The sequence below is a fragment of the Burkholderia reimsis genome, assembly GCF_003294055.1.
GTDB lineage: Bacteria > Pseudomonadota > Gammaproteobacteria > Burkholderiales > Burkholderiaceae > Burkholderia > Burkholderia cepacia.
In genome coordinates, this window is sequence record NZ_QMFZ01000049.1 from 12,458 (window position 1) to 26,207 (window position 13,750).

Consider the following 13,750-nt stretch of genomic DNA (forward strand, 5'->3'; position numbering starts at 1 on the left):
CGTGCTCGATTTTCTAGTTGAGCATGTCGTTGTAAAATCCGATGTATGTATTCGCAAACAATCTACTGCCGAATCGAATACCATTCTTGATCAGATCTTGCGATCGAGCGTTGTTCCAGTCTTGATTGACAACCTTCAGAAAATCTTCCGCATGTTCGATGTCCAGTGTGCGATGAAGGCCGTAGTGAGTGATGCGCTCGGCGGGCAGCCAACCATGGGCGACAATGGACTGAAAGATCATGGTTGAGATGTCAACGAAGGCTCTTTCGATTCCGGCGAACGTGGCGGTAGAAAAGCGATAGTCTTCGAAGGAGGACACACTGCGCAGTGTTTCATTGAAGATTCTTGCGTTTGGAGTTGGCTGGCTCAAATCGATTTGTGCGGAGTCACCGCCAAGTCGATCGATGAGCGTAAGAATGGTCTTGCCGTGTACGTTCTCCTTCACGCCCTTCCCATGCTCCTCCCATAGGTTGCCGACGAGCGCAACGCGCGGCAGGGGATCTGGAACATTGGCAATGACTTGTGCCATTGGGCGGCTAAAGAAATGAACCATTGATGCAAATTCGACCTGACTTCTTAGAAACTGCTGCTTCGACATCTCTCCGGAACATAGGGATTTGAAATAGGGGTTTTTTGTAAGGTTGAGATCATTGATGCACGATTCCAAATAATTTTTCAACCCAGCATGAAGACTCATGATGTTTCCCCGACGGTTGAGTAAGTTGCAATTTGAGTGATGCGAATCAACGACCAACAAGTCGGAATGTTAGGTTGTATTTGAAGGTTGTCAAGGCCAATCTTGCGCATCTTTTGTCGCAAAATTTATCTTTATGTTAATGTATTAACAAATTCGCGTGGTTTTATTTATATTGGAATGTTGACCTGAAGTAAGCACTCGGGTAAGCCGTAGCGTAAGTCGCTACCGGCTGGGGATTATCGATGCTATTGGATGGGTTCGGCGTGAGGAGTTGACGGCAGCGATGGTGTCGCGCTCCTCGGCGACTGTTCGTCGAGGCGGTTGACCGAGTGGTCAGCGATGCCCACGAGCATGTCGGCGAGATATGTCGCGGGATCAAGGCCAGTTGGTGCACTGTCGATCAGGTTGTATACCGCGACGGCATGTTCTCGAACCTCATTCGAATAGCGTTTCGCGCAAGCAATGGTCAAGAGTGGGATACGCGGTTCGAGTGTAGAGTTCGTTCCGAGGTTAGCCTTGGCAGCGAGTTGCTAACCATATGCACCGGAATAGCCGAGACGGAGGGGATATGCAAGCCGGTCTTCGACGAAGAATTGTGAGCACTGGTCGACCATTACTTCCTGCCCCAAGTTGCAGCGCGAGAAGAACCTGCCTGAAAAAGATGGGCCGGCTCAGGTGCGACATGTTGGCAACGGTGAACGGCCACGCGATCGGCAGGCTGCCGGCGTTTGATACCGCTTGGGCGAGCGGCTGCTCGCGAGACCGCGCGCAAAAATAGTCGTCGAATTTGCCGTGCTCCTGAATCCGGCGCTTCACGCGCATGCGCCCCTGCGGCTCGAAGTAGGTGCCGAATCGAAACAAGCCGGGCCTCCTTCAGGTGGCAGGTTATCTCGAAGCTGACCAACACGCCGGGGTCGTAGTTCTCGATGATCTCGACGTCGATCAACCGGATACGCGGTCCATACGTGAGAAGTGTGGCCTCCATCTGCTCCTTGAGTAGATGGGCAGACGCCGGCAGGCCGTAGTCGGGCTAGTCGGGTAGGTGCTTGAGTGCGCCCGCACGCGTGTTCAGGATGCGCTGGACGTTCTGCTAGACACTCAAACATTCGAGCGTCCGATCATCGCACGTGTTCAGCGGCTCGCCGCCGATCTGGCCGAGCAGCATGTCGTAGAGAGAAGGACAGGCCGGCATCGCATCGCTCCGTTACGCGACGGCCGGCGCAGGCGCTGCGGCGCGTGCCGCCTCGTCGCGGTCGATGAAATCGATCGTGAGGTTCCCGTCGGCCGAGCTCGACAAGGCGATCTTCGCGGGCGCACCGCCGCTTGCCATGCGCGCCAGCAACTCGCGCGACACCGGCGGCAGGATGCGCTGGTTGAGGAACATATCGACGTTGCGTGCGCCTGATTCGCGGGAGTGACACAGTTCGGCGATCGCGTCGATCGGCGATTCGTTGCAGGTCAGCGCCACGCCGTGCTGACGGTGCAGGCGATCGGCGACCTTGGCGAGCTTCAGTCGCACGATGCACGCAGTGCCGTTGCATCGTGCGGTCGATAGACGAGCGTCTGGAAGCGCGCGAGCAGCGCTGGCTGGAAATGCGCGAGGAGTTCCAGGTGGATGGTCTCGAGCAGTGCGGGGTGTGCGATGTCGGGGTTGTCCACTGTCGCTTCGGCGATCTGTGCGCTGCCAAGGTTGGACGTCATCAGGATCACGCAGTTGCGGAAATCGATCTCGCGCCCATCGCGATCGCGCATCGTGCCGAGCCCAATATGGGTAGGATTGTGGGTAGGAGGCTATCTGTAACTGCGGGAGTCTTACCTGGCGGGTCTGCGCGACCGATGGTTGCAGTTGGCTGCCTTAAACTCCATTTAGACCTCCGATACGTGTGTCCTTCAGCGATTCCGGTATCCCGGGGAATCGCAAACCGCTTTGTGCTTCGAGCTCGTGTACGGTCGCGATCGTGTAGCGTTTGGTCGCGGTGTTGTTCGCGACGACCGCGAACGCGAGCCGCTTCTGAGGAACGTAGACTACCTTGAAGAGTTGGGTGGGCACGACGACTCCGCTTTTGCCGATGGTCGTCAGTTCCGCGCCCTTGAACAGCGGGCCCGTGACGACATAAGTATCTGCCACGTGCAGGCCAATCCGGCGAACTGCTTCCTCGATATGTGCCCACAGGTGACGGTTGTTCGTCGGATTCTGCGGCACCATGTTCGCCAGCGTAAAGGATTCGGCCATTGCCCGATCGTTCCAGCGATCGCCAGCCGGGCTCATGTGCCCGCGATCGTAGCCGCTTTTGCGATAGTCCGCGAGTCGCGCGCGTTCGCCGTTCGGTAACCGCGGCTCCTCGAAGAATCGGTTCGTGCGGATCTCGCTTTTCGCTGCTTCCAGATGCGTGCGGGTCAGGTGCTCGGCCGACCAAAGCGGTCCGTGCGTGATGCTCGAATGCAGCACTTCAAAATCCGAATAGCACAGAACGCGCGTCGTCGCGGCGATCCGGGGATTGACGACAACTGGAGATTTTCCTTTGGGGGTGAATTGGGGGCAGGAGTTGGACGCAAAGGCGTGTGTGGCGAGCGCCATGAGCCCGCAGGTGAGGAGTTTCCGCATTGAATCTTGGTGAATGTTGAGGCGAGATCGCGGCACGGTGATGGGCATGATGCCGTTGGTCGCGATCGGATCATACAGCGGCGGCGAGCGCCGCCGGGTATCGTTCTATCGGGACTGCCGTTGGCTCAACAATCGCCTTTCTTTTCGTGCCCGGGCGGGCAGTGACGATGGCCGCCGCCATGGTGGCGATCGTGGCGGGACGCTCGTTCCACTCGTCACGTGTCCAATAGCGGTTGCCGTCGTAATAGCGCTTACCGTACCAACCTGGCGTGACTACGTTCACGCGAGAAGGAACGGTAAGCGCCGGGGCTGGCACGACGGGCGTTGGCATACCGATGTTGATTCCGATATTGGTTGCGTTGGCGGTGGCCGTAAGTCCGGCTGCTGCCCCGACGGTGCATGAGAACAAGAGCGCTTTTTTCATCAGGGTATCCAAGCGGTATTCGCAGAGGCGAGACACTTCGCCCCTCGCCCCAGAGAAACGTCGCATCGCGCGGTGCGTTGACGGCGCGATTCGTTCCAAAGCCCGAGTTGACCATGTTTGATGGTTATACCTTCGAGCGCGTTCGCTACCTCACTGTCCATGCTTGCGATGTCGATCGGTCAGGGTACGGCTTCATCGCCAGACGCTTCGCATGCTGTAGGTCGGGTTCGGGGATTGCCGCGCACCGTCCGGGCTCGTCGGGCAGCGCGAGTTCGGTTGTGTTGCTTCCGGTTGGCGGCGCGAAGGTAGAAGGAGGGGGCATCGGCGACGTCGATGACGGGGCATGCACATATTGAGCACGAGTCGTGGGGACAGTCTATCCCGGACTCGGATCCGGATTTGGCGAGAAGTCTAGAAATGATGAGATAACAGGATGAATGTTGTGTTGTAAATGTTATGAAATTTAAAATATAAATATAAAAATATCGGATTCCATGGTAATCGGTGTGTTGCGGGGCGGATGGCCTGTTCTTTTAACATGGAAACTAAAATTTACTAAAAGTAGACATATACATATCGGATGTAAGGTTGTGGTGCTGTGTAATGTGCGATGAATAACGCGATCTCGGCGAGAGGTGATCCGAGCGTGACGATCTGAGCTGCGATTCGATTCGGATTTGCTGTTGTTCATAAGTTGACGTGACCGGAATTCACACGAATAATGCGCGCCTCGCGCCGGTTTTTTGTCGTTATCCCCGCCTATAGCGAGGGAGCGGGATGATGCCTCGATTGCTTGGTAGTCGATCTATGTTTATGTCATATGAATAGGAATCCTTGTCGATATGGTCAGGGCCACGAACGCGCTGACAAGCGTAACGACGGAAGCGAGGTCTTGAACCAGAACCCGGAGATCCGACAGGAATCCTCCATGCGCGCGGGCAGCGGCGATGGTGCTGGCGAGGCAACGGTCAAGGAACTGATGTCCGGGCAATTCGAGCGCGAATCGATCACGCGAGTCCGAACCTGATGACGTACGCGCTCGCGGGCCAGGATATCGACCAAACCACGCTGTGCGTGCGCAAGGTTGCGGCTATTCGCTCGAATACCCGTGCCGACCGTTTGGCGACAACTAGAAACAGGACAAGTGTATGAACGACGATCAGGTGCAGTGGGCGACGCTTTCGGATAATGCGCGCGAAGGGGGCCGTATCCAGAGCACCTCGCGCCGGCACTTCATGGTGGGGATGGGGGCGTCTTTGCTGGCCGGTTGCGGAGGTGACGGCGATGGTGCTGCTGCCGTCAGTGCGGATGCCGCACCGGCAACGACGGGCAGCGACGATCAACCCGGTGCGAGCACGCCGACATTGTCCGATGTCCCTGCGCCGGCGAAGCCGCCAGTCCCGCCGTCCGAGAGCATCGTGCAGATGCATGGCTTCACGCATCCGGGCCTGCTGCACACCGACGCGGATTTCGCGCGTATGCGCGCCAAGGTCGGGGCCAAGGCCTCGCCCTGGATCGACAGCTGGAATCTGCTCGTCGCCAACGGTCACACGCGCCTGACGAACACGCCGAACCCGCAGGTCGGCATCTATCGCGGCAATGATCCGACGCATGGCCAGAACTACGGCGCCCTCTACAACGACATCGCCGCCGCCTATGGCGACGCGCTGCGCTGGAAGGTGTCGGACGACACACGCTACGCCGACAAAGCTGTGGAGTATCTGGACCAATGGGCCGCGAAGCTGACGACGCTTGGCGGCAGCGACGTGGCGCTCGCCGCCGGCATCTACGGCTACGAGTTCGCCAACGCAGCCGAAATCATGCGCGGCTACAGCGGCTGGAGTCCGGCCGGACTCGCCGCGTTTCAGGCGATGATGCGCAACGTGTTCTACCCGGTCAGCCATGCGTTCCTGACCCGTATCGACACCGCGATGGACACGCACTACTGGGCCAACTGGGGCCTGGCCAACATCGCATGCGTCCTGGCCATTGGCGTGCTGTGTGACGATGCCGAACTCGTCAACGAGGCCGTCACCCATTTCAAGAGCGGCGGCAGCAACGGCTGCATCCGGCAAGCCGTGTACTACATGCACCCCGGCAACCTCGGACAATGGCAAGAAGCCGGCCGAGATCAGGGCCACAGTGTGCTCGGCATTGCATTGACCGGCGCCATTTGCGAGATGGCCTGGAATCAGGGTATCGACCTGTACGGCTATGACAACAACCGCTTCCTTGCGGGCGCGGAATATGTGGCCAAGGCCAACCTGACGCAGGCGGACGGCGCGTTCTACACAGTGCCCTTTGTCACGTACAAAAACAGCGCCGGCGTCATCCAGACGCAGATGTCCACCGGTGGGCGAGGCGGCGCCCTGGGACGTCCCTGCTGGGCGCTGGTGGCCAACCATTACATCAACCGCAAAGGCCTGGCGGCGCCTTACACCCAGCGCGCTGCCGAGCGTGTCGCGCCGGAGGGCGGCGGCGGCAACTACGGCCCCAACAGTGGCGGCTTCGACCAGCTTGGCTACGGCACGCTCACCTGCACGCTCGACCCCGGCACCCCTGCCGCCACGCCGACCGGCCTGACCGGCTACGCCAGCGCGGGCAAGGTGGTGCTGTCGTGGTGGGGCAGCAGCAACGCCGTCAGCTACAACGTCAAGCGCGCCACCATGGCCGGCGGACCGTACAGCACCATCCGGAGCGGTATCACCGATCTGCTGACCTACACCGATATGCCAGCCGGTGACGGCACGTATTTTTATGTCGTGACAGCGCAAACGATTGCGGGCGAATCGGCGCTTTCCAACGAAGTGAAAGTGATCACGGCGCAGCAGTTGCTCGCGCATCTCCCGTTTGATGAAGGCGGCGGCATCACGGCCGCCGATCGCTCGGGCAACGGGCGCAATGGCACGCTCAACGGCGCAACGTGGGCAGTGGGGCGCAGCGGCAGCGCGGTCTCGCTCAACGGCTCGGGCGCATATGTGGCCTTGCCCGACGATCTGCTGGTCGATGTGTCGGACTTCACCATCGCCAGCTGGGTGTTCTGGAACGGCTCGCAAACGTGGGCACGCCTGTTCGACTTCGGCACGGGCTTCCACCGCTACATGATGTTCACGCCGCGCGCGCAGTTGCGCAGCGGCTGGACGGGGGCGCGCTTCGCCATGACGACCAACGGTCCCGGGGACGGCCCTCCCGAACAGATCATCGACGCGCCCAATGAACTGCCCAGCAAGCGATGGGTGCATGTGGCCGTCACGCTGTCGGGCTCGACCGGCACGATGTACGTGGATGGCATGCCAGTCAGCACCAACACGGCGATGTTCCAGGCGCCGTTCCGCCTGGGCAGTACCACGCAGAACTGGCTGGGCAAATCGCAATACAGTGCCGACGCCACCTTCAGCGGTCTCATCGACGACTTTCGTATCTATCGCGGTGCGCTCAGCGCCGCGCAAATCGCATCGCTCATCGCGAATTAATTGCCGCTCTGGGCCCGACGGCGGGCCCGCCAATTCGATGGACCTCTTCCTTCAAGGATTTCTCCGATGACCGTGTTTTCTCAACGATGGATTGCCGCTGCGGCGATGGCGTGTACGCTATTGGGCTGCGGTGACGGATCGGATGGCACACAGGGAAGCAGCACGGCAGCCGCGGGCAGTGGCGCCGGGACACAAGGCGGTGCCGCTAGCGGTACCACGCCCGCGACCAGTGATGGCCAGGCCGGCGCGGTTCGCGGTGGAAACACCGGAGGCAGCACATTCGGCGGCAACCTGCCGGCGGCCAGCTGGACCAGCGTCAAGTGGGGCGGGGGCGGCTATGTGACCGGCCTGATCTACCATCCGACCAACGCGAGCCTGCTGTACGCACGCACCGACGTCGGCGGCGCGTACCGCTGGAACGCGACCAGTTCGACGTGGACGCCCATCACCGACGGCATCGGTTTCGGCGCAGGCGAGGGCGATTTCCACGGCGTCGAAAGCCTCGCGCTCGACCCGAACGACGATCAGCTCGTCTACATGATGACCGGCGTTACCGTGACGCAGGGTCACAACGGCCGCATCTACATCTCGAGCGACCGTGGCAACACCTGGGCGCACTACGACCTGCCGTTCCCGGTGGGCGGCAACGACAACGGCCGGGGCACCGGCGAGCGCCTGCAGGTCGACCCGAACAATCCGTCGACGCTGTTCTACGGATCGCGCACGGCCGGCCTGTGGAAGAGTGCCGATTCGGGCCGCACCTGGGCGCAGGTCGCGGGGCTGTCTTCCACCACGATCAGCGGCGGCAGTTCCCCGATCGGTGTCGAACAGGTGATCTTCGATACGTCGGGCAAGGGTAGTGGCCAGCCGACCTGGATCATGTGGGCGACTGTCGCTCCGGACTACGCCAACGCGGCGGGCCTGACGTCGACCCTGTACAAGTCCACCAACGGCGGCTTCTCGTGGACGCCGGTGCCCGTCCCGCCGACGGTGTCCGGCTACTACATCCCGCACGTCGTGCGCACTGCCGGCGGCAACTTTTACGTGGTGTTCAACGCGGGCGTCGGCCAGGGCATCGGCGGACCGAGCTATCTCTACCAGTTCGGCGGCAGCAACAACAGCAACTGGACGCTGCTCAACAGCTCCAACAGCAACGGCTTTGGCGGCCTGTCCGTCTCCGGTCTGGGCTCGTCCGCCCGCATCGCACTGGGCATGACCGGCTGGAGCGACACCAGCAAGATCATCCAGCTATCCGACGACGGCGGCAGCACGTGGCGCGAAATCGAGGCCGGCATGCCGCATACCGGCACTGCCTCGGGTGGCTGCGCCGGCTGGGTGGAAGGCGTCACCATCGACCCGGCCAATCGCGATCACATCATGCACGTCCACGGTGGCGGCATCTGTGAAACCATGAACGCCTCGTCGCCCACGCCGACCTGGAGCGCCAAGGTCGACAACCTCGAGGAAACCGTGACGCTGGCCCTCGTCACGGCGCCGCCCGGCGCGTCGTACAACTTCATCAACAGCGCCGGCGACATCGGCACGTGGGTCAATACGGATCTGTCGACGAGGCCGACGAAAGGCCCGTTGAACACGTGGAGCAGCGGCAATTCGGCCGATATGTCGTGGTCCGATCCGACGTACATCGCCGCCGCGGGCGTCGACAACGCCAACGGCCATGCCACCAAGGGCTTCTGGTCGGGCGACAGCGGCAATAGCTGGGCGACGTTCGCGTCGCTGCCCAACGGCGCCGCGGCAAGCCAGAGCAACGTGGGCAACCTGGTCGTCCCGTCCCGCAACCACGTGGCCTGGGCACCGCCGGACTCGGTCCCGTCGTACACGACGAACAATGGCGCCAGCTGGACGGCGACCAACCTGCCGGCGTTCAGTGCCACCTGGAACGGCTTCCCGCGTGCCTACCGCCTGGCCGCGGACCGCAAGAACCCGAACAAGGTCTATGCCTACGACTCAGGCGGCGCACCGTGGAGCTGGCAGCGCGGCAAGATCTATGTGTCGACCGACGGCGGCCATACGTTCACGCTGAGCCAGGGCTCGGTGAACGCGAACCTGGCCTGGAATGCGTGGGGGGAGACGTCGATGGTGGTCAATCCGAACGCGGAGGGCGATCTCTGGCTGGCCGATGGCACGGCCGTGTACCACTCGGTGGACTCGGGGGCGACCTGGACGAAGCGCGGCGCGTTTGCGTCGGCCAACGGCACGCTGGGCGCCACCGTGATCGCGTTGGGCAAGGCACGGAGCGGTTCGCCGTATTCGGCCGCGGTCTATGTGGAAGGGACGCTGAACGGCGTCTGGGGTATTTACCATTCCGACGACGGTGGTGCAACGTGGGCGCGCTTCAACGATGACGCGCACCAATTCGGCGACTCCGGCGTGATGGCGGGTGACTGGAACCGATATGGCCGGATTTACGTCAATGGCGCCGCTCGGGGGCTGATCTTTAGCAACTGAGATTGATCATCTGCCGGCCGTCCGGTTGTGGCTCGCAGCCGGACGTAAAGCTTAGGTGAATGGGGCAACCCATTTATCGAATCGGGAGGTACGGCAGGAGTCCAGTTCGCATTGGGACACGAGTAACGACAGGTGCGGTGATCGCTAGGTATCGACCTTGCGATCATCGCGCTTTCGAACGGGCAGGATATCAACGGCGTCGGGCGTCAGGACCGAGCGCTTGTCCTGAGGCTTGTGCATTAGCGTGCAGTATTTCGCGAATTTTGAAGCCGCTCCACGTAGGCGTCATTTCAGAAAAAGCCACCGAATCAGCCGCGCTCCCGAACCCGCCGCTTCACGCGCATGCGCCCAGGCGGTTCGAAGTACGTACCGAATCGGACCAGACCGGCCTTCTTCAGGTGACAGGTCATCTCAAAGCTCACCAGCACGCCGGGGTCGTCATTGTCGATGATCTCGACGTCGATCGATCGGATACGCGGCTCGTACGCGAGAAGCGTCGCCTCCATCTGCTCCTTGAGCAGGTGGGCAGACGCCGGCAATGCCTTGTAGATGTTGGTCAGATCCGGCAGGCCGTAGTCGGGCAGGTGCTTGAGCGCACCCGCACGCGTGTTCAGGATGCGCTGGACGTTCTGCTGAACGCTCAAACATTCGAGCGTCCGATCATCGTACGCGTACAGCGGCTCGCCGCCGATCTGACCGAGCAGCATGTCGTAGAGAGAAGGGCCGGCAGGCATCGCGTCGCTCCGTTATGCGGCGACCGGGGCAGGCGCTGCGGCGTGTGCCACCTCGTCGCGATCGACGAAATCGATCGTCAGGTTCCCCTCCGCCGAGCTCGACAACGCGATCTTCGCGGGCGCGGCGCGGCTTGCCATGCGCGCCAGCAACTCGCGCGACACCGTCGGCAGGATGCGCTGGTTGAGGAACGCATCGACGTTGCGCGCACCCGACTCACGGGCGAGACACAGTTCGGCCATTGCTCCGATCAGCGAGTCGTCGCAGGCGAGTTCGACGCCGTGCTGACGGCGCAGGCGATCGCCGACCTTGGCAAGCTTCAGCCGCACGATGGACGCGAGCGCGGTCGCGTCGAGCGGCCGGTAGACGAGCGTCTGGAAGCGAGCGAGCAGCGCCGGCTGGAAATGCGCGACGAGTTCCGGGTGGATGGTCTCGAGCAGCGCGGCCTGTGCGATGTCGGGGTCGTCCACTGTCGCTTCGTCGATCTGCGCGCTGCCGAGGTTGGACGTCATCAGGATCACGCAGTTGCGGAAATCTATCTCGCGCCCCTCGCCATCGCGCATCGTGCCGCGGTCGAACACCTGGTAGAAGATGTCCAGCACGTCGCGATGGGCCTTCTCGATCTCGTCGAGCAATACGACGCTATATGGGCGCTGGCGCACCGCCTCCGTCAGGATCCCGCCACGGCCGTACCCGACGTAGCCCGGGGGCGAGCCCTTCAGCTGCGATACCGTATGCGATTCCTGGTACTCCGACATGTTGATCGTCGTGAGCGCCGCTTCGCCACCAAAGAGCAGGTCGGCCAGCGCCAGAGCGGTCTCCGTCTTGCCCACGCCGGACGGTCCGGCTAGCAGGAACACGCCGAGCGGCGCATGTTCGTTCTTGAGACCCGCTTTTGCGGTGCGAAGGCTCTCGGCCAGCGCGGCGAGCGCATCGTCCTGCGCGACGACACGCGTCGCAAGCTGCGCCTCGAGCGTGAGCAGGCTCAGCAATTCGTCCTCGACCAGGTTGCCCACGGGTACCCCGGTCCATTCCGCAATGACGCGCGCGATCGCTTGCGCATCGACGTCGGCAAAAATCAACGGCGCTTTACCTTGAGCGCCGGCAAGCGCCTGCCGCGCTTGAGCCAGCGAAGCGTCGTCGCGAGCCGACGGTTCTTGTTCACGTTGCTCGTGCAGCGCCTGCACGAGCTTGAGCTCACCGTCATAGCGAGCCTGCAGATCCGTCAGTTCCGACTGCGCGCTCACAAGCGCCGCATCGAGTGCCGCACGGCGTGCCGATGCGTCGTCGATGCCGGCGTGCGCATCCTCTTCCACTGTCGCGTGTTCGAGTTCCAGCGCCGCGACCGCCGCGCGGGCTCGTTGCAGTTCCGCGGGTGCAGATTCGAGGCCGATGCGAACACGCGCGGCCGCCGTATCGATCAGATCGACGGCCTTGTCCGGCAGCTGCCGCGCGGGAATGTAGCGACGAGAGAGTTTCACAGCGGCGACGAGCGCCTCGTCGCGGATGTGAACACTGTGGTACTTCGCGTAGCGACTCTTGAGGCCGCGCAGCATCAGGCACGCCGCGTCGTCATCGGGCTCGTCGACCTTGATGATCTGGAAGCGTCGCTCGAGCGCCGCGTCGCGCTCGAAGAATTCCTTGTACTCCGACCACGTGGTGGCCGCGATCGTGCGCAGCTCGCCGCGCGCGAGTGCCGGTTTCAGCAGGTTTGCGGCGTCGGCGCCGCCGGCCGCATTGCCGGCGCCGATCAGCGCATGCGCTTCGTCGATGAACAGCAGGATCGGCACGGGCGAGGCCTGTACCTCGTCGATCACGTTCTTCAGGCGTTGCTCGAATTCGCCCTTTACCCCAGCGCCGGCCTGCAGCAGGCCCAGATCGAGCGTGAGGATGCGCACATCGCGGATCACGTTCGGCACGCTGCCCTCGGCCACGCGCAGCGCGAGCCCCTCGACGAGGGCGGTCTTGCCCACACCCGGTTCACCAACGAGGATCGGATTGTTCTTGCGTCGACGCGCCAGTACGTCGACCATCTGCTGGATCTCGCGATCGCGACCGAATACAGGGTCGATGTGGCCGCAGCGTGCCTTCTCGGTCAGATCGATCGCGAAGCGGGCAAGGGCGTTGCCCTCGACGGATCGTTGAGGCGAGGGCGTTCGTGCGCTCTCGCTTGCAGCGGACACTGGCCGAACCTCGTCAGCCGGTGCGCCCGCCGTGTCATCTGTTTCCGTTTCCACGTCTTCTGGCTCGTTTTCGCACGACCGGTGACCGAGACGTGGCAGAAGCCGCTGGATTTGCGCGCTGCTGACGGACAGCAGCGGCCACGCGTTCTGCGCGCGCAGCACGTGCGGGGCATCGACGATGGCCTGCAGCAGGTGACCTGAGCGGATGGCGGCGTCATCTGTCTCGGCCGTGGCGCGTAGCCACGCGTCCTGCAGGACGACAGCCAGTTGCGGCGAAAGCGCCGGCTTGCCGCGCAGATTGCGAGGCTGGTGCTCGATCGCGGCAATCAACGCATCCCAGACAGCATCGATCGCGATCCCGTAATGCCGCAAGATCGTCGGAATATCACCGTCCCCGGCCTCGATGAGCTTCAACAGCCAGTGTTCGACCGTGATTTCGTCCGAAAGTCGTCCTTGGCAAAGGCTGGCGGCCGCCTCGAGCGCCTTCGCGCAGTGCGGGTTGAGTCGGCGGAGCAGGTGGGTAGAGTCGCGCAGCGTCATGGCGGAAACAGGTCACGATGGGAACGGTGCTGCCGACAGCAGGCTGGCTCCCAGATGGAAAAGGACCAGCCCGCATTGCGAGCTGGCAAAAGGATCGGTTGCAGCAAGCGATCCGGTCACCACATTCAGGCGATCAGGAACGCTCGGTCCAGGTGTCCTTGTGAATGATGTTGCCGTCCTTGTACGACCAGGTGATCGTCTCGTAGCGCAGCTCCACGTTCTCGAGGTGGTTGTGCTTCTCGTAGTCCGGGTTCTTGATGTCGTGCATCACCGGGTTGACCGCCACGATCTTGACGTTGTCGAGCTTGGTGTTGAAATATTCCTTCTCCTTGCCCGCGTCGTCGATCTTGTACCACTTGATCTCGACCGACTTGAGCGTCTGGCCGCTCGTCACCGCCTTGTACAGGTACGGCGTCGACGCATCCGTTTCCTTCGTCAGCGTGATCGGCTTGTGCACGCGCGTGCCGGTCAGCTTGCCCGTGTTACCGTCGGTCGGGATATGCACGCCGTGATTGAACGCGACGAGCTCGACGCTACCTTCACGGCCTTGCACCGTCACCGAACCCTTGATGTCGGCGCCGCCGTCGTCCTTGAGCCACATATAGGCCGGAATTGCCATTGAAACAC

9 protein-coding genes and 2 pseudogenes are annotated in these 13,750 nt (G+C 62.1%); 3 read left to right on the forward strand and 8 right to left on the reverse strand.

Translation table 11 applies throughout. From position 1 onward, the window contains the following. Nucleotides 1-13: 13 nt before the first annotated feature. From DPV79_RS36180 to DPV79_RS36200, 5 genes and pseudogenes are all read right to left on the reverse strand, one after another. Complete coding sequence (locus DPV79_RS36180; RefSeq protein ID WP_113047668.1) at nt 14-697, reverse strand: iron-containing redox enzyme family protein; 684 nt, start codon at nt 695-697, stop codon at nt 14-16. Between the two features lie 795 nt (nt 698-1,492). Then, nucleotides 1,493-1,889: pseudogene (locus tag DPV79_RS43505) on the reverse strand (GPW/gp25 family protein); the annotation flags it as partial. Between the two features lie 12 nt (nt 1,890-1,901). After that, nucleotides 1,902-2,455, reverse strand: a pseudogene (locus DPV79_RS36190) (AAA family ATPase); the annotation flags it as partial. 97 nt (nt 2,456-2,552) lie between these two features. Next, on the reverse strand, nt 2,553-3,302 hold the full coding sequence (locus DPV79_RS36195) for a DNA/RNA non-specific endonuclease (RefSeq protein WP_113047669.1): 750 nt from the start codon (nt 3,300-3,302) through the stop codon (nt 2,553-2,555). A gap of 70 nt (nt 3,303-3,372) precedes the next feature. Continuing rightward, nucleotides 3,373-3,726: a hypothetical protein gene (locus DPV79_RS36200; RefSeq protein ID WP_341867644.1), complete on the reverse strand. Its 354-nt coding sequence runs from the start codon at nt 3,724-3,726 to the stop codon at nt 3,373-3,375. Between the two features lie 892 nt (nt 3,727-4,618). On the opposite strand from DPV79_RS36200, the gene DPV79_RS43700 reads away from it, so the two are divergent. The 3 genes from DPV79_RS43700 (at nt 4,619) to DPV79_RS36210 (ending at nt 9,668) form a co-directional block, all read left to right on the forward strand. Beyond that, nucleotides 4,619-4,753 (forward strand): hypothetical protein, encoded by a 135-nt coding sequence (locus DPV79_RS43700; protein WP_279636639.1) that lies wholly within the window; start codon nt 4,619-4,621, stop codon nt 4,751-4,753. A gap of 121 nt (nt 4,754-4,874) precedes the next feature. Next, on the forward strand, nt 4,875-7,199 hold the full coding sequence (locus DPV79_RS36205) for a LamG-like jellyroll fold domain-containing protein (RefSeq protein WP_425267373.1): 2,325 nt from the start codon (nt 4,875-4,877) through the stop codon (nt 7,197-7,199). Between the two features lie 66 nt (nt 7,200-7,265). Continuing rightward, nucleotides 7,266-9,668, forward strand: a complete 2,403-nt coding sequence (locus DPV79_RS36210) for a sialidase family protein (RefSeq protein ID WP_113047670.1) — start codon at nt 7,266-7,268, stop codon at nt 9,666-9,668. 308 nt (nt 9,669-9,976) lie between these two features. Here the strand turns inward: DPV79_RS36210 and tssE are convergent, their stop codons facing one another. The 3 genes from tssE to DPV79_RS36225 all read right to left on the reverse strand — a co-directional run bounded on the left by tssE (nt 9,977) and on the right by DPV79_RS36225 (nt 13,742). Beyond that, nucleotides 9,977-10,402 carry a type VI secretion system baseplate subunit TssE gene (gene tssE / locus DPV79_RS36215; protein ID WP_113047671.1) on the reverse strand — a complete coding sequence of 142 codons (426 nt, stop codon included), beginning with the start codon at nt 10,400-10,402 and terminating at the stop codon, nt 9,977-9,979. Between the two features lie 12 nt (nt 10,403-10,414). After that, entirely contained in the window at nt 10,415-13,123 is a 2,709-nt protein-coding gene (tssH, locus tag DPV79_RS36220; protein ID WP_113047672.1) for a type VI secretion system ATPase TssH, read from the reverse strand. 133 nt (nt 13,124-13,256) lie between these two features. After that, complete coding sequence (locus DPV79_RS36225) at nt 13,257-13,742, reverse strand: Hcp family type VI secretion system effector (RefSeq protein WP_113047673.1); 486 nt, start codon at nt 13,740-13,742, stop codon at nt 13,257-13,259. Nucleotides 13,743-13,750 lie beyond the last annotated feature (8 nt).